Source organism: Citrobacter sp. Cb031, from assembly GCF_030336725.1.
GTDB classification, from domain to species: domain Bacteria; phylum Pseudomonadota; class Gammaproteobacteria; order Enterobacterales; family Enterobacteriaceae; genus Citrobacter; species Citrobacter braakii.
Genome location: NZ_JAOWDA010000025.1, coordinates 149,994 through 170,082 on the forward strand (window position 1 = coordinate 149,994; position 20,089 = coordinate 170,082).

The window sequence follows — 20,089 nt, forward strand, 5'->3', positions numbered from 1 at the left end:
CAATTCTTTATATTGAAATAAAAGAGAAAATATTTCTTAACTTTTAGAAATTACAGGGGTTTGTTTGTGAAGTTTTTCTCTGATCCTGCGCGTATGATTTCCTCATTACTCCAATAGCTCACCTGCACCGTAGTACTGCGTATCGCATTGAGGCAGTACGAAAAAAATATAAAAACCTCTACCTACACATTGAGCGGAAAATTATGGAAACGGCAACGAATAACAGCGTAATACTCGACGCATCTGCTCCGGCACGTCGGGCGGGAATGACCGAAAGTGAATGGCGCGAAGCCATTAAATTCGACAGCATGGACACCGGCTGGGTCATTATGAGTATCGGTATGGCAATTGGTGCGGGGATTGTTTTTCTTCCCGTCCAGGTGGGTTTGATGGGGCTGTGGGTGTTTTTGCTCTCCTCTATCATTGGCTACCCAGCCATGTATCTGTTCCAGCGTCTGTTTATTAATACGCTGGCTGAGTCCCCAGAGTGTAAAGACTACCCGAGCGTAATCAGCGGCTATCTGGGTAAGAACTGGGGCATCCTGTTAGGTGCGTTGTATTTTGTGATGCTGGTTATCTGGATGTTCGTCTATTCCACCGCCATCACCAACGATAGCGCCTCCTACCTGCATACTTTTGGCGTTACTGAAGGTTTACTGTCCGACAGCCCGTTCTATGGCCTGGTGCTGATTTGCATCCTGGTGGCTATCTCGTCCCGCGGGGAAAAACTGCTGTTTAAAATCTCCACCGGTATGGTACTGACCAAGCTGCTGGTGGTGGCGGCGCTTGGCGTGTCGATGGTTGGGATGTGGCATTTATATAACGTAGGTTCACTGCCGCCGATGGCGCTGCTGATCAAAAACGCGATTATCACGCTGCCGTTTACCCTGACCTCGATTCTGTTTATTCAGACCTTAAGCCCGATGGTTATCTCCTATCGTTCTCGCAATAAATCCATTGAAGTGGCACGCCATAAAGCCCTGCGAGCCATGAATATTGCGTTCGGTATTCTGTTTGTGACCGTCTTTTTCTACGCCGTTTCCTTCACGCTGGCGATGGGCCATGACGAAGCGGTTAAAGCTTATGAGCAGAACATTTCCGCTCTGGCGATTGCCGCGCAGTTTATCAGCGGCGCGGGTGCTGGCTGGGTGAAAATCGTCAGCGTTATTCTGAACATCTTTGCCGTAATGACCGCTTTCTTCGGCGTTTACTTAGGGTTCCGTGAAGCTACTCAAGGGATCGTGATGAACGTGCTGCGCCGCAAAATGCCAGCCGAGAAAATCAATGAGACCCTGGTTCAGCGCGGCATTATGGTTTTCGCTATCCTGCTGGCGTGGGGAGCCATTGTGCTCAATGCGCCGGTACTGAGCTTCACTTCTATTTGTAGCCCTATCTTCGGCATGGTGGGATGTCTGATCCCGGCCTGGTTGGTCTACAAAGTTCCTGCACTGCACAAATACAAAGGCGCTTCCCTGTATCTGATTATTGTCACGGGCCTGCTGCTGTGCGTTTCTCCGTTCCTGGCATTTTCCTGAGATATCTGAGCAAAGGTTGTTGTTATGTTTGAGACTACATTGAATCCATTATGGGATAGTTTTATCCGCGCGGTGCAGGAAGAAGTTAAGCCTGCGCTGGGCTGCACGGAACCTATCTCTCTGGCTCTGGCGGCAGCGGTCGCCTCCTCTGAGCTGGACGGCGCGGTTGAACGCATTGATGCGTGGGTCTCACCGAACCTGATGAAAAACGGCATGGGCGTTACCGTGCCGGGTACCGGAATGGTTGGGCTGCCTGTCGCGGCGGCACTGGGTGCGCTGGGGGGAAATGCCCACGCCGGTTTAGAGGTACTGAAAGACGCCTCGCCTCAAGCGATTGCCGATGCGAAAGCGATGCTTACCGGCGGGAAGGTCGCGGTGATGCTGCAGGAGCCATGCGAGGACATTCTTTTCTCCCGTGCGAAGGTTTATAGCGCTGAAGGATGGGCGTGCGTGACGATTGTTGGTGGTCATACCAACATTGTGCACATTGAGACCAATAAGGGCGTGGTGTTCACGACAGAACAGAACGCTCAGGAAGAGGAGCAGGAGTCACCGCTGGCGGTATTGTCCCACACGTCGCTGGAAGAGATTCTGGCGTTCGTGAACGCGGTACCGTTTGAGTCAATCCGCTTTATTCTCGATGCGGCGAAACTGAACGGTGCGCTGTCCCAGGAAGGGCTGCGCGGTAACTGGGGCTTGCACATCGGAACCACGCTTGAGAAGCAGTGCGCGCGTGGCCTGCTGGCGAACGATCTCTCTACCTCTATTCTGATCCGCACCAGTGCGGCATCGGATGCGCGAATGGGGGGAGCGACGCTTCCGGCAATGAGCAACTCGGGCTCCGGTAATCAGGGGATTACCGCGACCGTTCCGGTAATGGTGGTGGCTGAGCACTTTGGTGCGGATGAAGAAAAACTGGCGCGTGCGCTGATGTTGTCTCACCTGAGCGCTATCTACATCCATCATCAGCTTCCGCGTTTGTCTGCATTGTGTGCGGCAACCACGGCGGCGATGGGCGCCGCGGCGGGGATGGCGTGGATCGTTGATGGTCGCTACAACACCATCGCGATGGCAATCAGCAGCATGATTGGCGACGTGAGCGGAATGATTTGCGATGGCGCCTCAAACAGCTGCGCGATGAAAGTTTCAACCAGCGCATCTGCGGCGTGGAAAGCGGTGCTGATGGCGCTGGATGATACCGCTGTGACCGGCAATGAAGGGATTGTGGCACATAACGTGGAGCAATCGATCACGAACCTGTGTGCGCTGGCATGTCGCTCGATGCAGGAAACCGACAAGCAGATCATTGAGATCATGGCCAGTAAGGCACATTAATCTGCAGGCCGGATAAGGCGGAATCGCCCCCGGCATAACTCTAAGCCGCCTTTTCAGGCGGCTTCTTCGTCTTCCAGCCGTAGCTCGGCATCCGCCACAATCGCTTCCAGCTCTGTCAGCATTTCTTCATAGCCGAAGGTCACAGTATCTTGTTTTTTCGGCTCAACCTGCGGCTGGCGTTTTTTTGATGATTTCTTGCTCAATAGTCGTACTCCATTGTTTTCCCTGACTATACGGGCAAATCTATCAGCAAAGCGCGCAGCGCGGTATCGGCGACTAACGTTATGTTAGTTTCGTCACGAATAAATGCGCCATCGCCGCAGGTGAGCGCTTCCTTTTCGGCGCCAGATGTCACCGCATGGAATCTGCCGTGGATCGACTGTAAGTAAGCCCGCGGCCCATGTAACTGAAAACTCAGCGATTCACCTTGTTGCAGTTCAACGTGGTGCACCCATACCTGTTGACGCAGATGCAGGCTGCCTTGTTCTCCATCCGGCGAGGCAAGCAACTGATGCTTACCGGCACTCAGCGTGGCTTTCTGTACGCAGGCGTTTTCGCGCTGCGGGCAGGCATCCAGCCAGAGCTGCATTCGGGTTAACGGTTTATCTTTGCTGATATTGTGTTCGCTGTAGCTAATTCCCGGCTGTGTGGCGAGCAGTAAAACTTCTCCTGCCTTGGCCTGGATATGGTTCCCTTCACTGTCGCGGTACTCCGCTTCCCCTTCAAGGATCAGATTGACGATATCTACCTTCGGATAGGTACGTGGCTGGAAAGAGGCTCCCGGTGCCAGAACTTCCTGGTTCAGAACACGCAGCGAGGCATAACCCAGCAGTTTAGGATCAAAATAGTGTCCAAAGGAGAAGGTATAACGGGCCTGCAGCCAGCCGTAGTCTGCTTGCCCGCATTGTTTGGCTGTACGGGTAGTAATCATAGTTCTTGACCTCTCTTTACTTCCTTTTATGTTAAATGGCTAGACGCTGCATTGTTAGCCAGATATTCTGCCCGGTATGTTCAAATTTCCTGAATGAGAACGAGATGGCCAAAGAAAGGGCTTTAACGCTTGAGGCGTTACGCGTCATGGACGCAATAGACCGGCGTGGCAGCTTTGCCGCCGCGGCGGACGAACTGGGGCGCGTTCCTTCCGCGCTCAGCTATACCATGCAGAAGCTGGAGGAAGAGCTGGACGTCGTGCTGTTCGACCGTTCAGGTCATCGCACAAAATTCACCAACGTCGGGCGTATGCTGCTGGAACGTGGGCGTGTACTGTTGGAAGCTGCGGATAAGCTGACCACCGATGCCGAAGCGCTGGCTCGCGGTTGGGAAACGCATCTGACCATCGTCACCGAAGCGCTGGTGCCGACGGCGGCGTTTTTCCCGCTGATCGACAGACTTGCCGGGAAGGCCAATACCCAGCTTTCCGTTATTACCGAAGTTCTGGCCGGGGCGTGGGAGCGTCTGGAGCAGGGGCGGGCGGATATCGTGATTGCGCCGGATATGCATTTTCGCTCATCTTCGGAAATCAACTCGCGCAAGCTGTACTCGCTGATGAACGTATATGTGGCGGCCCCGGATCATCCAATTCATCAGGAGCCGGAACCGTTATCGGAAGTCACCCGCGTGAAGTACCGCGGAATCGCGGTGGCGGACACGGCCCGCGAACGCCCGGTGCTGACGGTTCAACTGCTGGATAAACAGCCGCGTCTGACGGTGAGTTCGATAGAAGATAAACGCCAGGCGCTGTTGGCCGGCCTTGGCGTGGCGACGATGCCATACCCGCTGGTGGAAGAGGACATTGCGGCGGGTCGGTTGCGTGTGGTTAGCCCGGAATCGACAAGCGAAATTGATATTATTATGGCCTGGCGTCGAGACAGCATGGGCGAAGCGAAATCCTGGTGTTTGCGGGAAATTCCCAAGCTGTTTGCGGGTAAATAGCAGGGCTGTTACGCCGGATGCGGTGCAAATGCACCTTATCCGGCCGACAAGATGGTGTATTACATCAGGACAGTTGTTTCGGGTCCGCGCCGAAGCGGTTGCTCCCCTGAGTCCCGTTTTGACAGTTGAAAATGATGATTACCAACCAGCCTACGATCGGGATCAGCAGCACCAGTAGCCACCAGGCCGAGCGGTCGGTGTCATGTAAACGCCGGAACTGCACCGCCCACCACGGGATAAAGACCAGAACCCCATAAATCGTCGTTAATATGCCTTCCCCTCCGGCGCGTTCCCAGCCAAGCATTCTGTCCAGAATGCCCAGCACGAACGTAAAGATGATGTTGACCAGCACAAACATCCAGTATTCTTTACGACGCGCGCGGCCCCCAAAACCAAAGTAGTTCTTTAATACGTTTAAATACCAATCCATTTTTGCCTCGTTCTGTATTCAATTACTTGTTTTTAAAGCAATCAAATTAAGAATAGCCGTGAATGGAATGCTGGTAAATATTTGCAGTATTAATTATTTGGCCCCCAAAGGGGACCCGTGTAAATCAGGCAAAACGGTCATCACGCCCGTGGGGTTCGTTGAGGTCCTGCCACGGTCCGACAGAAATAATGCCGGTCGGGTTAATGGTTTTGTGGCTACGGAAGTAGTGATTGCGGATGTGATCGAAATTAACGGTCTCCGCAATGCCTGGCATCTGGTAGATATCGCGCAGGAAACCGTACAGGTTCAGATAGTCGCTAATCCGGTGTTTGTCGCACTTGAAGTGCGTCACATACACAGGATCAAAGCGCACCAGCGTGGTCCACAGGCGAATATCGGCCTCTGTTAACTGGTCCCCGGTCAGGTAGCGATGTTGCCCAAGGATCTGCTCCAGTCGCGCCAGAGATTGAAAGACTTTTTCTACGGCGTCGTCGTAGGCTTCCTGACTGGTGGCAAATCCGGCTTTATACACGCCGTTATTGACGTTGTCATAAATCCAGCCGTTGAGCTCGTCGATTTTAGTTTGCAGAGCGGGTGGATAGTAATCCCCGGCTTTCGCGCCCAGCGCATCAAACGCAGTGTTAAACATACGGATGATATCTGCAGATTCGTTGCTGACAATGGTGTGGTTCTTTTTGTCCCACAGCACCGGAACGGTCACCCGACCGCTGTAGTGCGGATCGGCGTGTAAATAGAGTTGATAAAGAAATTCGTGCTGATACAGGGTATCGCCGGTTGCCGCCGGGAAGTTATCGTCAAAGGTCCAGCCGTTTTCCAGCATCAGCGGATGCACAACGGAAACGGAAATAAACGGTTCCAGCCCTTTGAGTTTACGCAAGATCAGCGTGCGATGTGCCCACGGACAGGCCAGAGAAACGTAGAGATGATAGCGGTCTTTTTCGGCGGCGAAACCCCCTTCGCCCGTTGGACCTGGTGCGCCATCCGCGGTGAGCCAGTTACGGAAAGCTGATGCAGAGCGTTGAAATTTTCCCCCGGTTGATTTGGTGTCATACCAGGTGTCATGCCATACGCCGTCAATGAGTTGTCCCATGTTTTCGCCTCCTCAGATAGCAAAAGCGAGGAGATGTCTCCTCGCTTTTTGATGCGTTTAGTATAGCTCGCTTACCATTTTTTATTCAGTACACGGTCGATGCTGAATGCGCCCGGACCGGTGATAGCCAGCAGCAGGAAGCCGCCTGCGATGGTCAGGTTTTTCATAAACATCAGAGAGTTCACACCTTCAGCAAAGTTGCTGTGGAAGAGGAACGCCGTCAGCAGCGTGAAGCCCGCGGTGAACAGCGCAGTAGTACGGGTCAGGAAACCAAACAGGATGGCCAGACCGCCGCCAAACTCAAGCAGGATAACCAGCGGTAACATAAATCCTGGGACGCCCATGGCTTCCATGTACTGTTGGGTACCCGCATATCCGGTGATTTTTCCCCAACCTGCGGTAATAAACAGGATTGGCATCAGAATGCGTGCTACCAGTACACCAACATCTTCTAATTTCTTCATCATACTCTCCAGGAAACCACCCAGGCGGCTTATTGTGTTTTTTTGTGCAACGACGTCGCAGAGTGCGTCGTTGCTGTCGATGGAGAGAATCATAAACGCGGCTAATGACAATTGTTAGCAAGGAAAACTGTCAGAAATTTTCAAAAAATTTGAGGTTAGGGGAAGGAGAGGTGATCAGCCGCGCAGTTGCTGTTGTCTGATGGTCGATTTAACCAGACGCCAGATGCTCCACACGCTAAAGCCGCGTTTAGCCCAGCGTACCAGCAGATTCGGGTTACGAATGGTGCGAACCGCCATAATACTGCTTCCGACCAACACCCAGCTACGCAGGTTCAGCAGCGTCTTCCAGCCACGATCGTAAACTTCGGTGGCTTCCAGCCAGTCGCGGCGAGTGGCAGACAGATCCAGCCTTTGCTGCTGGATCTGTCCAAGCAGTTGCGCCTTACGTTGTTGACGTTCGACTTTACTGCTCATTATGCATCATCCTCCAGGGCCTGCCTGTCGTTAGCGAGTTCATTGCGCGTATGGCGTAGCAGCGTTGTTTTACGCGCTTTACTCAGCGTCCATAGCCCGCCGATAAGCGCTAAAAGCAACAGCACAACGGTGGTGGCAATCATGGCGTTCAGGCGATACTGCGGGTCTATGGCCCAGATGATAAGCACCATCAGACTCATCAGACCAAACGCCGCGAACAGCATGGTCAGCCCAAGCATCAGCAGGATCTGGATGAGATTGGCTTTTTCCTCTTCCAGCTCAACGACGGCCAGCCGCAGCCGCGTCTCTACGATCTCAACGAGAATCGTCAGGATCCGCTGTCCAATACCCAGTACGCCTTTGCCTGGACCTTGTGCGTGTTGAGAGTCTGCCATTATTAACGGCGCGACAGCAGTACACCAAGTACCACACCGACTGCAGCGCCAATGCCGACGCCTGTCCATGGGTTTTCGCGTACGTAGTTATCGGCTTTTGCCGCGGCCTCACGGGTCTGTTTGGCAATCACATCGCTGGTTTCGCTCAGACGATGGCGGCTCTCGCGTAACGCATGTTCGGCTTTACTGCGAATTTTACTCATCTCTTCCTTCGACTTATCGCCAGAGGAGCTAAGTACTTCTTCAAGCGTATCCGCAAGAGATTTCAGCTCAGCGCGCAGGTTTTCCGTAGCATTATCTTTCGACATAGTTTTCTCCAGTTGAGTGGCTAGTTACCGTACTTAGTAATCGCGTGTCTCGAGTTCTTTCAGCTCTTGCTGAGCTTCCGCAAGCTTATGTTCGCGCTTGGCTATCTTATCCGCATCGCCTTTTTGCTTCGCCTCGGCCAAATCACGTTGACGCTCGGCTATCTCATTTTTCTGCTCGGCGATTTTTTTCTGATGGTCGGCGCGCAGTTTGCTGTCAGTACAATTTGCCCGAACTTCGCTCAGCGCTTTGTTCAGACCATTGATGCGGTTTTGATTGTTGTGCTTTTCGGCATAGCTTATCTCCCGCTGAATATCCTGTTCTTTTTCCTGACAGAGGGGGGAGGCGTAACTGCCGGCACTGAGAGCGAAAAGACTAATTGCTAAAGCGATGCGGTATTTCATTCTTGAACCTTCCATTGTGATTCGACCTTGTGGCTTTGGCCGATGCTCCAGAATAATAAAGCAATGGGTCATAAACCCAGTTTATTAATCATAGGCGCTAAATGATGAAATCACCAAAGTGAGTGATCTAATTCAGATTCCTGGAGATTAACCAAAACGGTGCGGGGTATCACGTAAGCGGGATAACCACTGTACCGCCTGATTATCATCATCCTGCTGAGCAATAACGAAACCGTGCGGTAACGTTCGGTCCAGCACGACCTTTGCGGCTGCGCTTTGCGCGCTGGAATCAAAGGTGATCAGCAGCGCGTCATTTTGCGGAGTAATGCTTTTAAAGCGAATGCCGTTGGCGTCCAGGTGATGCCAGATAGAGAAGCCATCAGGCATGGTGGCTCCCTGGTTTACAGCACGAATGGCAAGCGTTGACTCCTGCTGGCGGATGACCGACCAGGTCAGGAGCAGCGCGCCGATAAACAGCATAAAAGTAGTCGTCCAGGCCAGTCGTCGGAGTGTTATGCATGATTTCAGCATAATTTACCCTCGGTTCCCGTATTTCTTTTTCCAAAGCACAACCAGGGAACCTGCCAGACCAAACACCAGTAACACCACGGGAAGCAGCATCAGACAAGACATCAGCTGATCTTCATATTTGAGAAACACTGGCGTTTTGCCCAGCAGATAGCCAAGCGTTGTGAGAATCAGAACCCAAAGCAGTCCGCTCATCCAGTTAAAGAACTGAAAGCGCGCATTGTTCAGACCGGACAATCCTGCGATGGTCGGCAGTAATGTTCTGACAAACGCGATAAAGCGACCGACCAACAGGGCAGACAAGCCATGCTTATGGAACAGATGATGTGCGCGCTGATGGTAGTGCGCGGGTAGATGAGACAGCCAGTTTTGAACGGTGCGGGTATTTCCCAGCCATCTCCCCTGGATATAGCTGAGCCAGCAACCCAGGCTGGCCGCGGTGGTGAGCAGCAGTACCGTTTGCGGAAAACCCATCGCGCCTTTAGCGATAAGTACGCCGACCAGTACCAGTAGACTGTCGCCAGGTAAAAAGGCTGCTGGCAGCAGTCCGTTTTCCAGAAACAAAATGGTAAACAGTACGAAATAGAGCATGCCAATCATGGAGGGATTGGCCAGCGTTTCAAAATCCTGAGCCCATAAAGCATTCAGTAATTGAGTCAGTAGTTCCATTCAATATTCCTGGAGAATCGGTTGTCGTCATGCCGGTATTCTGGAGTTTGTAACGCCGCAATTTTATTGGTGTTTTTTACATGGATCGCGGTCTGACACAAATTCACGGCCTGAACTATTCCCTGTAAAGTTGTGAAGTAAGCAAGCTCTCAAACACAAAAATTCAAATAACAACTAATTGTAACAAAGGTCAACGTAGTCCGTTATAGAAATTACGGGTGTTGTCCTGTGATTTTGCTTATCGCAATGGAGGGAGGCGAGAGGATTTACACAGGCTGACACTTTATACCTAATGCTTACCAAGCGTCAGAAACAGGCGCTTTGTCGCGCCTGCATCGTTAAGATTGTTTATTTTGCGCCGTTAGCTGCCGTATCGAGATGAATGACGGGATTATCGGTAAAAAGATAACGGTCTGCGTTGAATTCAAAATCATCGCTGGTTTCGTTAAACAGCATCTGCTTTGTGTTCTCAAGATGCTGCCACATCGCCAGTTTGGCGGCGTGTGGATCTTTGCGAATCAGCGCCCGCAGGATCTGGTCATGGTCGTCGCACCAGTTATCTACCGTACGCAGGTCGATGTGGTCGTGCAGCTTCTTCCAGTAGGGGTTGTGAATACGCTGAGTCCACATTTTTTCAACAATCGCGGCCAGGGCAGAGTTCTGTGTTGCCAGCGCGACCTGCACATGGAACAGGAGATCCCACTCGGAGTCACGAAAGCTTTTTTCGTTACGCGACTTCTCCTGAATTTCCATCAGTTTCATGATGTCCTGTTTGGTCACCTGGGTGGCGGCAAACTCAGCAATATTGCTTTCTATGAGCTGGCGAGCCTGGAGCAGCTCAAACGGACCGTAGCTGGCGAACTCCAGACTTTCATCTGGCGCGACATAGTGTTTGGGTTGGTTTGAAATGACGTGGATCCCCGATCCTTTACGCACTTCAACGTAGCCCTCAACCTCGAGCATGATAATCGCTTCACGAACCACGGTGCGGCTGACATTTTTTTCATCGGCGATAAAGCGCTCGGCGGGGAGTTTGTCACCCACCAGGTAGACACCCTGCTCAATGCGTTCTTTCAGATCAGCGGCAAGTTGTTGGTACAAACGTCGTGGTTCGGTGATTTCCATATGCGCTCCAGGCATGATACGGCAGACTCTATTTGTTATACCACTTTTGCGATTACGGCTCCACTCGCGGCGATAAAAAAGCCGCCAGATGACTGGCGGCTTAGCATTACATAACCTTGTTAAATCGTGTCTGGTTAACTTTGCGCAGCGGGATCGCCAGTTTGCGAAGCTGACTCTACCTCGCTGGCCGATTTGTTCTGCAATACCGTCCAGATGACTAACGCGCCGAGCAGGTCGAATACCGCCAGTACGGCGAACAGCGGGCTGAAGCCGATGGTGTCAGCCAGCGCGCCAACGACCAGCGCAAACAGCGTACTTGCAAGCCATGCGGACATACCGGTCAGACCGTTCGCGGTTGCCACTTCATTACGACCAAATACGTCAGAAGAGAGCGTGATCAGCGCACCGGACAGCGCCTGGTGAGCAAAGCCGCCAACGCACAGCAGGGCGATAGCAATGTACGGGCTGGTGAACAGACCGATCATCCCTGGGCCAATCATCAGCAATGCGCCCATGGTGACGACCATTTTACGGGAAACGATCAGGTTAACGCCGAACCAGCGCTGGAACAGCGGCGGTAAGTAACCCCCTACGATACAACCCAGGTCAGCAAACAGCATCGGCATCCAGGCAAACATCGCAATCTCTTTCAGGTTAAAGCCGTAGACTTTAAACATGAACAGCGGGATCCAGGCGTTGAAGGTACCCCAGGCCGGCTCTGCCAGGAAACGCGGCAGCGCGATGCCCCAGAACTGGCGGTTACGCAGGATCTGACCGAGAGACATTTTCTTGGCGGTGCTGTTTTTATGCTGTGATTCCTGACCATTCAGAATGTAATCACGTTCTTCATCAGACAGTTTTTTCTGGTCGCGTGGGTGTTTGTAAAATACCAACCAGCACATGGCCCAAATGAAGCTCAGGGCACCAGAAATAATGAAGGCCATCTGCCAGCTGTGCATGACGATAGCCCAGACGACCAGCGGCGGAGCAATCATCGCGCCGATAGAGGAACCGACGTTAAAGTAACCCACGGCGATTGAACGTTCTTTTGCCGGGAACCATTCAGAGCTGGCTTTCAGACCCGCAGGGATCATCGCAGCTTCAGCGGCACCGACTGCACCTCGCGCCAGCGCCAGTCCACCCCAGCTACCAGCCAGTGCGGTCGCGCCACAGAAGACGGCCCACAGAACGGCGAACATCGCGTAACCAATTTTTGTGCCGAGCACATCGAGCACATAGCCGGCAACGGGTTGCATTACGGTGTAAGCAGCAGAATACGCTGCGATGATATAGGAATACTGTTGGGTGGAGATGTGTAACTCTTCCATCAGAGTTGGCGCAGCTGCCGCCACAGTGTTACGTGTCAGGTAACCCAGCACGGTGCCAAGCGTCACCAGTGCGATCATGTACCAACGTAACCCTTTAATTTTACGCATGTAAAACCTCATCGTTTTGTTATGTCCGCGAACGAGCGGTCATCTTCCAGTTCAGGGAGGAGGATGTTCTTTTACGAGGGGGTAACCGAAAAAAAGCCGGTACTCCCCGAACTCTGCCATGTCAATATTTGTGCTAATTCGGTTTCCGTACCGGTTAATCCGATGGTGATACATCGGTAATTTGCATTCCGTCGGCTTATGTATCGCGACGGCAAAAAGATAACTTGTCATACAGCTTTAAAAGGTGAGTGCCATCACAAAAGTGTGAATCTTCGTGTGGTCATTATTTCGATTCAGCAAAGCCAGTGCTGGTGCGGCTTGGCGCGAGGTTTACCTCTTTGAGAGTAATTTTTTTGTCGCCATTTGTTGATCTAACTCACGAAAATATCTTCAGTGTATGGAAATTGGTGTGATAACTTTGTCAACATCAAAACATAAGCAATCTGACGCACTCGCTGAGAGGAAGACGATAATGACCCCGTTTATGACTGAAGATTTCCTGTTGGACACCGAATTTGCCCGCCGTCTGTATCATGATTACGCCAAAGACCAGCCAATCTTCGACTACCACTGCCATTTGCCACCGCAACAAATCGCGGAAAACTACCGTTTTAATAACCTGTATGACATCTGGCTGAAGGGTGACCACTACAAGTGGCGTGCGATGCGTACTAACGGCGTCTCTGAGCGCCTGTGTACCGGCGATGCCTCCGATCGCGAGAAGTTTGACGCCTGGGCCGCCACGGTTCCGCACACAATCGGTAACCCGCTGTACCATTGGACCCACCTCGAATTACGTCGCCCGTTTGGTATTACAGGTAAGCTGCTGTCTCCGGCAACGGCTGACGAAATCTGGAACCAGTGCAATGAACTGCTGGCGCAGGACAAATTCTCCGCACGCGGCATCATGCAGCAGATGAACGTGAAAATGGTCGGTACCACCGATGACCCGATCGACTCTCTGGAGCATCACGCGGCCGTTGCTAAAGACGCAAGCTTTGATGTGAAAGTGCTGCCGAGCTGGCGTCCGGATAAAGCCTTTAACATTGAGCAGGCGACTTTTAATGACTATATGGCGAAGCTCGGTGAGGTGTCTGACACGGATATCCGCCGCTTCAGCGACCTGCAAGCTGCGCTGACCAAACGTCTGGATCACTTTGCGGCTCACGGCTGTAAAGTCTCTGACCACGCGCTGGACGTGGTGCTGTTTGCTGAATCTAACGAATCTGAACTGGATAGCATTCTGGCACGCCGCCTGGCGGGTGAAACGCTGAGCGAGCATGAAGTTGCCCAGTTTAAAACCGCGGTGCTGGTGTTCCTCGGTGCGGAATACGCGCGTCGTGAATGGGTACAGCAGTACCACATCGGCGCGCTGCGTAATAACAACCTGCGTCAGTTCAAACTGTTGGGTGCGGATGTTGGCTTCGACTCCATCAACGATCGCCCGATGGCCGAAGAGCTGTCCAAACTGCTGAGCAAGCAGAACGAACAGAACCTGCTGCCGAAAACCATTCTCTACTGCCTGAACCCGCGCGATAACGAAGTGCTGGGCACCATGATCGGCAACTTCCAGGGCGAAGGTATGCCGGGCAAGATGCAGTTCGGTTCCGGCTGGTGGTTCAACGATCAGAAAGACGGTATGGAACGTCAGATGACGCAACTGGCCCAGCTCGGTCTGCTGAGCCGTTTCGTCGGCATGCTGACCGATAGCCGTAGCTTCCTTTCATATACGCGCCATGAATACTTCCGTCGCATCCTGTGCCAGATGATTGGCCGTTGGGTTGCTGCAGGTGAAGCGCCGGCAGATATCCAGCTGTTGGGTGAAATGGTCAGAAATATTTGCTTCAACAATGCGCGTGATTATTTCGCCATTGAACTGAACTAAGGCCTGGGTGAAGGTATGCAATACATCAAGATCCATACGCTGGATAACGTCGCGGTAGCGCTCGCTGATTTGGCTGAAGGAACCGAAGTCACCGTTGATGGGCAAGCGGTAATCCTGCGCCAAGCGGTTTCTCGTGGCCATAAATTCGCTTTATGCGATATTGCGCAAGGCGAAAACGTCATTAAATACGGTTTGCCAATCGGTCATACGTTGGTGGACGTGGCGGCGGGTGAGCATATTCATGCTCACAACACGCGCACGAATCTGAGCGACCTGGACACGTATAGCTACCACCCTGATTTTCAGGCAGAGCTTGTTCAACCCGCCGATCGCGATGTACAGATCTACCGTCGCGCCAACGGCGAGGTCGGCGTGCGCAACGAACTGTGGATCCTGCCGACGGTCGGCTGCGTCAACGCTATGGCGCGTCAGATGCAGAACCGCTTTCTGAAAGAGACCAACGACGCCGAGGGTATCGACGGCGTGCATCTTTTCAGTCACACCTACGGCTGTTCGCAACTGGGTGACGACCACATCAACACCCGTACCATGCTGCAAAATATGGTGCGCCACCCGAATGCGGGTGCGGTGCTGGTGGTCGGCCTGGGCTGTGAAAACAACCAGGTTGATGCCTTCCGCGAAACTTTAGGCGAGTACGATCCTGAGCGTGTTCACTTTATGGTCTGCCAACATCAGGAAGACGAAGTGGAAGCGGGGATTGAACATCTCCATCAGTTGTACAACGTGATGCGTAACGATAAGCGTGAGCCGGGTAAGCTGGGCGAGCTGAAGTTTGGTCTGGAATGCGGCGGCTCTGACGGCCTGTCCGGTATTACCGCCAACCCGATGCTGGGGCGTTTTTCCGACTACGTGATTGCCAACGGCGGCACCACCGTGCTGACTGAAGTACCGGAAATGTTCGGTGCCGAGCAACTGCTGATGGACCACTGCCGTGACGAAGAAACCTTTGGCAAGCTGGTGACCATGGTCAATGACTTTAAGCAGTACTTCATTGCTCACGACCAGCCGATTTACGAGAATCCATCACCGGGCAACAAAGCGGGCGGGATCACCACGCTGGAAGATAAATCTCTGGGCTGCACGCAAAAAGCGGGCTCCAGCCAGGTGGTGGACGTACTGCGCTACGGCGAACGCCTGAAGACACACGGCCTGAACTTACTGAGCGCGCCGGGTAACGATGCGGTTGCTACCAGTGCCCTCGCGGGCGCGGGCTGTCATATGGTGCTGTTCAGCACCGGCCGCGGTACGCCGTACGGCGGTTTTGTGCCGACGGTGAAAATTGCGACCAACAGCGAGCTGGCGGCCAAGAAAAAACACTGGATCGATTTTGACGCCGGACAGCTGATCCACGGTAAAGCGATGCCTCAGCTGCTGAGCGAGTTTGTCGATACGATCGTTGAGTTCGCCAATGGCAAGCAAACCTGCAACGAGCGCAACGATTTCCGGGAACTGGCTATCTTTAAAAGCGGCGTAACATTGTAATTACCCTTCAACTTTCGCGTGACAGCCGCGTTGGCTGCGTCCATTCACCCCGGTCACTTACTCCAGTAAGCTCCCGGGGATGTCTGAACTTACCGCCTTGCGGTAGCACGAAATCTATTGGGTAATCGAAATGGAGTGGATTTTAAAAACGGCGTTTCATAATATGGAGCGCCGTTTGTTTTTGCGTTTCCTCACAAGGATCTCCCATGACCGCGTATTGGCTGGCCCAGGGCGTAGGTGTCATCGCCTTTTTGATCGGCATTACCACCTTTTTCAATCGAGATGAGCGCCGGTTCCGGCTGCAACTTGCCGTCTACAGCGCCACCATTGGCGTGCATTTTTTTCTGATGGGCGCCTGGCCTGCGGGAATGAGTGCAGAGCTAAACACCATCCGCACACTCGTCTCGATGCATACCCGCAAACTGTGGGTAATGACCGTATTTATTATCCTCACCCTGGTTCTCGGGCTGGCGAAATTACAGCATGCGATGGAGCTGTTGCCGATTATCGGCACGCTGGCCAGCACCTGGGCGCTGTTTCGCTGCCAGGGGCTGACCGTGCGCTGCGTAATGTGGTGCGCAACCGCCTGTTGGGTTATCCATAATTTCTGGTTGGGATCGATTGGTGGGACGATGATCGAAGGTAGTTTTCTGGTGATGAACGGCCTGAACATTATTCGCTTCCGGCGGATGCAAAAACGCGGAATTGATCCATTCAAAATTGAAAAAAGCGTACAAGAAGAGAACCCCTCCGTCCGGTGACAGAGGGGCAGAGATTAGCCGCGCAGGGCGTTATTTGCCAGACGTTCGTCTTCAGCCTGGCAGGCCGCAGCGGTAAACAGGACGTCTGTAGAAGAGTTCAGCGCCGTTTCACAGGAATCCTGCAATACGCCGATGATAAAGCCAACGGCAACGACCTGCATGGCGATGTCATTCGGGATACCGAACATATTACATGCCAGTGGGATCAGCAGCAGAGAACCCCCCGCCACGCCCGATGCGCCGCAGGCGCACAGCGAAGCCACCACGCTCAGTAACAGCGCCGTCGGTAAATCGACCGGAATACCCAACGTATTTACCGCCGCCAGCGTCAACACGGTAATGGTGATCGCCGCGCCAGCCATATTGATGGTAGCTCCCAGCGGGATAGACACCGAATAGGTATCACGATCTAGGTTCAGCTTCTCACACAGCGCCATATTCACCGGAATGTTTGCCGCGGAGCTGCGGGTAAAGAAGGCGTACACGCCGCTTTCACGCAGACAGGCCAGCACTAACGGATATGGGTTGCGGCGAATTTTCCAGAATACCAGCAGCGGGTTGACCACCAACGCTACCAGCAGCATACAGCCTACCAGCACGGTCAGCAGATGTGCGTAGCCCCAAAGCGTGGCGAAACCGGTGGTTGCCAGCGTGGAGGAGACCAGGCCGAAGATACCGATCGGCGCGAAACGAATCACCAGCTTCACCATAAAGGTAACAGCGTTGGACATATCGTTGACCAGATTTTTGGTCGTTTCATTACCGTGACGCAGCGCAAAGCCCAGACCGACGGCCCAAACCAGGATGCCGATGTAGTTGGCGTTAAGCAGTGCATCAATTGGGTTAGAAACCATGCTCATTAGCAGGCCACGCATCACTTCAATAATGCCGGACGGCGGTACGATATCGCTGGCGCTGCTGGAAAGATGCAGTGTCGATGGGAAGGCGAAGCTGAAGACAACGGCCGCTAACGCTGCGGAAAATGTTCCGAGCAGGTAGAGGAACAGGATTGGGCGGATATTGGTTTTTTGCCCGTGCTGGTGGTTGGCGATAGAAGCCATTACCAGCATCAGAACCAGAATTGGTGCGACGGCTTTTAACGCGCCGACGAACAGAGTACCCAGTAAACCAACGGCTTCTGCCGCAGGTTTTGACACCAGTGCCAGTAAAATCCCCAGAACCAAACCGATCAAAATTTGTTTAACCAGGCTCCCTTGCGCCAGGCGCGAGAATAGCCCCGATGAACGTTGCGTAGTCATGTAGTAATCCTTTCATTGTGTTGTTGCCCTGCCTTTGTGCGTTCTGTAGACGCATCTTTCAGGATGAGGCAAATGTTTGCATGGCTGAGTATAAGGAAAGAACAGGGTTCTGGAAGCGAAATATCCTGGATTTCGCGTTGAGATCATATTTTATAACTTTGAGTTAACATTATTTTGACATGATAAACAAAAAGCCCGACGCACGCAGTGTGCTGTCGGGCTTTTCAGCTAGCAGATGAAACTTACTGTATTTGTTGCTTTTTATCGTGCTGGTGGTTGACCCAGGCGTTCACAATCAGCGTCACAAACAGAATGCCAAATACCACGCCTAACGAGATAGCGATCGGGATATGGTAGAAATCGACGATCAGCATCTTAATACCGATAAACACCAGAATGACCGACAAACCGTACTTCAGCATGGAGAAACGCTCCGCCACGCCCGCCAGCAGGAAGTACATTGCGCGCAGACCCAAAATAGCAAACAGGTTTGAGGTCAGCACGATGAACGGGTCGGTAGTGACGGCAAAGATAGCCGGAATACTGTCGACGGCGAAAATGACGTCGCTCAGCTCAACCAGAATCAACACCAGCATCAGCGGCGTAACAAACAGCAGGCCGTTTTTACGCACGAAGAATTTTTCATCTTCGATGGTATCGGTCATGCGCAAATGACCGCGCAGCCAGCGTACTAACGGTCTGTCGCCAATACCGGAAGCATCTTCTTTCGCCAGCGCCATCTTCACGCCGGTAAACAGCAGGAATGCACCGAACACGTACAACAGCCACTCAAATTGGGTGATAAGCCAACTGCCGGCGAAGATCATGATCGTACGCAGAACAATGGCTCCCAGCACGCCATACACCAGTACCCGACGCTGCAACGCAGGCGGTACGGAGAAGTAGCTGAACAGCATCAACCAGACAAAGACGTTATCTACTGCCAGCGATTTTTCGATCAAATAGCCGGTAAGGAACGCCAGCGCCTGTGGGTCGGCAACGGCGCGGCCCTGGGTTTGTGCCAGGTACCACCAGAAGACGGCGTTAAACAGTAACGACAGCGTTACCCAAACGATTGACCAGGCCGCAGCCTGCTTCATCGACATCGTATGCGCGCCACGACGACCCTGCAACAGCAGGTCGATGGCCAGCATAATTACCACCACGACAGCGAAGCCACCCCATAACAACGGTGTGCCGACAGTATTCATTGTATTTCCCCATGCATAAAAAAAACGGCCAACGCCGAATGACGTTAGCCGCTGCTTTTTATGCATAGACCTTGCCATTCGGCAAGGTCTCACTTACAACAACAAAGGAATACGATGGCGTATTCCTTTGTTATCGCCCGGCGACCGGATGTGGTTTTTCACACATCGTAATGACGATCAACCGACAACGAAGTTACTCCCCTTTGCGGGTTACAAAATATTACAGGCCATGCATTCAGTCAATGGCCTGCAACATTCGTTTTACATACCTTTACGCTGTCAGCGATGTTACCGCTTCATCTGCCGGGAAAATCACACCGGTCTGGCGGCGAATCTCTGTTTGCAGTTTGGCGGTGATACGGCTGACGGCCAGTGCGGGGTGATCCACTTCGCCGGATTCAACCAAATGAGCAAAAGCCTCTGCCTCATACAGCATAGTATTGATGTGCTGAGGCGTCGTCAGATCCTGGGTTTTCCCCCCGCGAGGAACGAAGCACACTTTCTGACACTCGGAGATATGCTCGATCACCAGCGATCCCTGCTCGCCCTGAATTTCACTGGCTAACACCGAGTCGCTTACTTTTGAGTGCTGGAGTGTGACGCTGAAATCACCGTAATTCATCACCACCACGCCGTGGGCATCTACGCCGCTTTCCAGCAGACTGGCGCTGGCCTGAACGCTTTGCGGCTCACCCCACAGCGCAACCGCTGAGGCCAGGCAGTAAAAACCGATATCCATGATCGAGCCATTTGAGAACGCCGGATTAAACGTGTTCGGATTTTCACCGTCCAGATAGCGCTGGTAACGCGAGGAGTACTGGCAGTAATTAATAAACGCTTTCCTGATTCTTCCGACTTTGGGTAGAGATTGCTGCAACAGCAGGAAGTTAGGCAAGCTGGCGGTCTTAAACGCTTCAAACAGCACGACCTGATTTTCGCGCGCGCAGGCGATAGCGGCTTCGGCTTGCGCCAGGTTTGAGGCCAGCGGCTTTTCGCAAATAACATGCTTTTTGTGCCGCAAAAACAGCTCGGTCTGCGGGAAGTGCAGGGAGTTTGGACTGGCGATGTAGACGGCGTCGATCGCCTCGCTTTGCGCCATCGCTTCCAGTGAGGTAAACAGATGCTCGACGGGGTAATCGTTGGCGAAGGTCTGCGCCTGTTCAAGGCTACGGGAATAGACCGCGGTTAACTTATATTTGCCGGTTTCATGGGCGGCATCGACAAACTGGCGGGTGATCCAGTTTGTGCCAATTACTGCGAAACGTATCATAATGGCCTTCAGGCTGCGAAAAGGGATCCTTTCGTCAATTTAGCATGCTCTGAAGA

22 protein-coding genes are annotated in these 20,089 nt (G+C 52.8%); 6 read left to right on the forward strand and 16 right to left on the reverse strand.

Annotated features, from left to right (window positions below; all coding sequences use genetic code 11):
• The first annotated feature begins 203 nt into the window (after positions 1-203).
• A complete protein-coding gene (locus OGV93_RS10490; protein WP_016157542.1) occupies positions 204-1,535 on the forward strand; it encodes an SLC5/6 family protein in 1,332 nt (443 codons plus the stop codon).
• Positions 1,536-1,559: 24 nt separating this feature from the next.
• Positions 1,560-2,870, forward strand: coding sequence for an L-cysteine desulfidase family protein (locus OGV93_RS10495; RefSeq protein ID WP_287109550.1), 1,311 nt, complete (start codon positions 1,560-1,562; stop codon positions 2,868-2,870).
• Positions 2,871-2,923: 53 nt separating this feature from the next.
• Here the strand turns inward: OGV93_RS10495 and OGV93_RS10500 are convergent, their stop codons facing one another.
• Together OGV93_RS10500 and OGV93_RS10505 are read right to left on the reverse strand one after the other, a co-directional pair.
• Complete coding sequence (locus OGV93_RS10500; RefSeq protein WP_016157540.1) at positions 2,924-3,073, reverse strand: protein YhaL; 150 nt, start codon at positions 3,071-3,073, stop codon at positions 2,924-2,926.
• A 26-nt stretch (positions 3,074-3,099) separates the two neighbouring features.
• Entirely contained in the window at positions 3,100-3,801 is a 702-nt protein-coding gene (locus tag OGV93_RS10505) for a pirin family protein (protein ID WP_016157539.1), read from the reverse strand.
• 104 nt (positions 3,802-3,905) lie between these two features.
• Here OGV93_RS10505 and yhaJ point away from each other — a divergent pair, with 104 nt between their 5' ends.
• A complete protein-coding gene (gene yhaJ / locus OGV93_RS10510; protein ID WP_016154624.1) occupies positions 3,906-4,802 on the forward strand; it encodes a DNA-binding transcriptional regulator YhaJ in 897 nt (298 codons plus the stop codon).
• A gap of 64 nt (positions 4,803-4,866) precedes the next feature.
• Here yhaJ and OGV93_RS10515 read toward each other — a convergent pair whose 3' ends face one another.
• The 11 genes from OGV93_RS10515 to OGV93_RS10565 form a co-directional block, all read right to left on the reverse strand.
• Complete coding sequence (locus OGV93_RS10515; RefSeq protein ID WP_016154623.1) at positions 4,867-5,232, reverse strand: DUF805 domain-containing protein; 366 nt, start codon at positions 5,230-5,232, stop codon at positions 4,867-4,869.
• A 124-nt stretch (positions 5,233-5,356) separates the two neighbouring features.
• A complete protein-coding gene (yqjG, locus tag OGV93_RS10520; RefSeq protein ID WP_016154622.1) occupies positions 5,357-6,343 on the reverse strand; it encodes a glutathionyl-hydroquinone reductase YqjG in 987 nt (328 codons plus the stop codon).
• Between the two features lie 71 nt (positions 6,344-6,414).
• Positions 6,415-6,807, reverse strand: coding sequence for a DoxX family protein (locus OGV93_RS10525; RefSeq protein WP_003024847.1), 393 nt, complete (start codon positions 6,805-6,807; stop codon positions 6,415-6,417).
• A gap of 174 nt (positions 6,808-6,981) precedes the next feature.
• On the reverse strand, positions 6,982-7,281 hold the full coding sequence (locus tag OGV93_RS10530) for a YqjK-like family protein (protein ID WP_101700727.1): 300 nt from the start codon (positions 7,279-7,281) through the stop codon (positions 6,982-6,984).
• A complete protein-coding gene (locus OGV93_RS10535; protein WP_016157537.1) occupies positions 7,281-7,676 on the reverse strand; it encodes a phage holin family protein in 396 nt (131 codons plus the stop codon). The genes OGV93_RS10530 and OGV93_RS10535 overlap by 1 nt, the downstream gene beginning before the upstream one ends.
• A 2-nt stretch (positions 7,677-7,678) precedes the next feature.
• Positions 7,679-7,984, reverse strand: a complete 306-nt coding sequence (locus tag OGV93_RS10540) for an ElaB/YgaM/YqjD family protein (protein WP_003024832.1) — start codon at positions 7,982-7,984, stop codon at positions 7,679-7,681.
• A 33-nt stretch (positions 7,985-8,017) separates the two neighbouring features.
• Positions 8,018-8,386, reverse strand: a complete 369-nt coding sequence (locus tag OGV93_RS10545) for a DUF1090 domain-containing protein (RefSeq protein WP_181547293.1) — start codon at positions 8,384-8,386, stop codon at positions 8,018-8,020.
• 147 nt (positions 8,387-8,533) lie between these two features.
• Positions 8,534-8,902: an EnvZ/OmpR regulon moderator MzrA gene (gene mzrA / locus OGV93_RS10550; protein ID WP_029139667.1), complete on the reverse strand. Its 369-nt coding sequence runs from the start codon at positions 8,900-8,902 to the stop codon at positions 8,534-8,536.
• An 18-nt stretch (positions 8,903-8,920) separates the two neighbouring features.
• Positions 8,921-9,583: a DedA family general envelope maintenance protein YqjA gene (gene yqjA / locus OGV93_RS10555; protein ID WP_003024820.1), complete on the reverse strand. Its 663-nt coding sequence runs from the start codon at positions 9,581-9,583 to the stop codon at positions 8,921-8,923.
• A gap of 348 nt (positions 9,584-9,931) precedes the next feature.
• Positions 9,932-10,708: a transcriptional regulator ExuR gene (gene exuR, locus OGV93_RS10560; protein ID WP_016157536.1), complete on the reverse strand. Its 777-nt coding sequence runs from the start codon at positions 10,706-10,708 to the stop codon at positions 9,932-9,934.
• 134 nt (positions 10,709-10,842) lie between these two features.
• A complete protein-coding gene (locus tag OGV93_RS10565; protein WP_016154616.1) occupies positions 10,843-12,144 on the reverse strand; it encodes an MFS transporter in 1,302 nt (433 codons plus the stop codon).
• A gap of 472 nt (positions 12,145-12,616) precedes the next feature.
• Between OGV93_RS10565 and uxaC the strand changes: the two genes are divergently transcribed.
• The 3 genes from uxaC (at position 12,617) to OGV93_RS10580 (ending at position 16,293) form a co-directional block, all read left to right on the forward strand.
• Positions 12,617-14,029 (forward strand): glucuronate isomerase, encoded by a 1,413-nt coding sequence (gene uxaC, locus OGV93_RS10570; RefSeq protein ID WP_200048145.1) that lies wholly within the window; start codon positions 12,617-12,619, stop codon positions 14,027-14,029.
• 15 nt (positions 14,030-14,044) lie between these two features.
• Positions 14,045-15,532, forward strand: a complete 1,488-nt coding sequence (locus OGV93_RS10575; protein ID WP_016157534.1) for a UxaA family hydrolase — start codon at positions 14,045-14,047, stop codon at positions 15,530-15,532.
• A 206-nt stretch (positions 15,533-15,738) separates the two neighbouring features.
• On the forward strand, positions 15,739-16,293 hold the full coding sequence (locus OGV93_RS10580; protein WP_016154613.1) for a YgjV family protein: 555 nt from the start codon (positions 15,739-15,741) through the stop codon (positions 16,291-16,293).
• A 14-nt stretch (positions 16,294-16,307) separates the two neighbouring features.
• Here OGV93_RS10580 and sstT read toward each other — a convergent pair whose 3' ends face one another.
• The 3 genes from sstT to OGV93_RS10595 form a co-directional block, all read right to left on the reverse strand.
• Complete coding sequence (sstT, locus tag OGV93_RS10585) at positions 16,308-17,552, reverse strand: serine/threonine transporter SstT (RefSeq protein WP_016154612.1); 1,245 nt, start codon at positions 17,550-17,552, stop codon at positions 16,308-16,310.
• Positions 17,553-17,794: 242 nt separating this feature from the next.
• A complete protein-coding gene (locus OGV93_RS10590) occupies positions 17,795-18,763 on the reverse strand; it encodes a TerC family protein (RefSeq protein ID WP_016154611.1) in 969 nt (322 codons plus the stop codon).
• Positions 18,764-19,034: 271 nt separating this feature from the next.
• Positions 19,035-20,033, reverse strand: coding sequence for a Gfo/Idh/MocA family protein (locus OGV93_RS10595; RefSeq protein WP_016154610.1), 999 nt, complete (start codon positions 20,031-20,033; stop codon positions 19,035-19,037).
• Between the last annotated feature and the right edge of the window lie 56 nt (positions 20,034-20,089).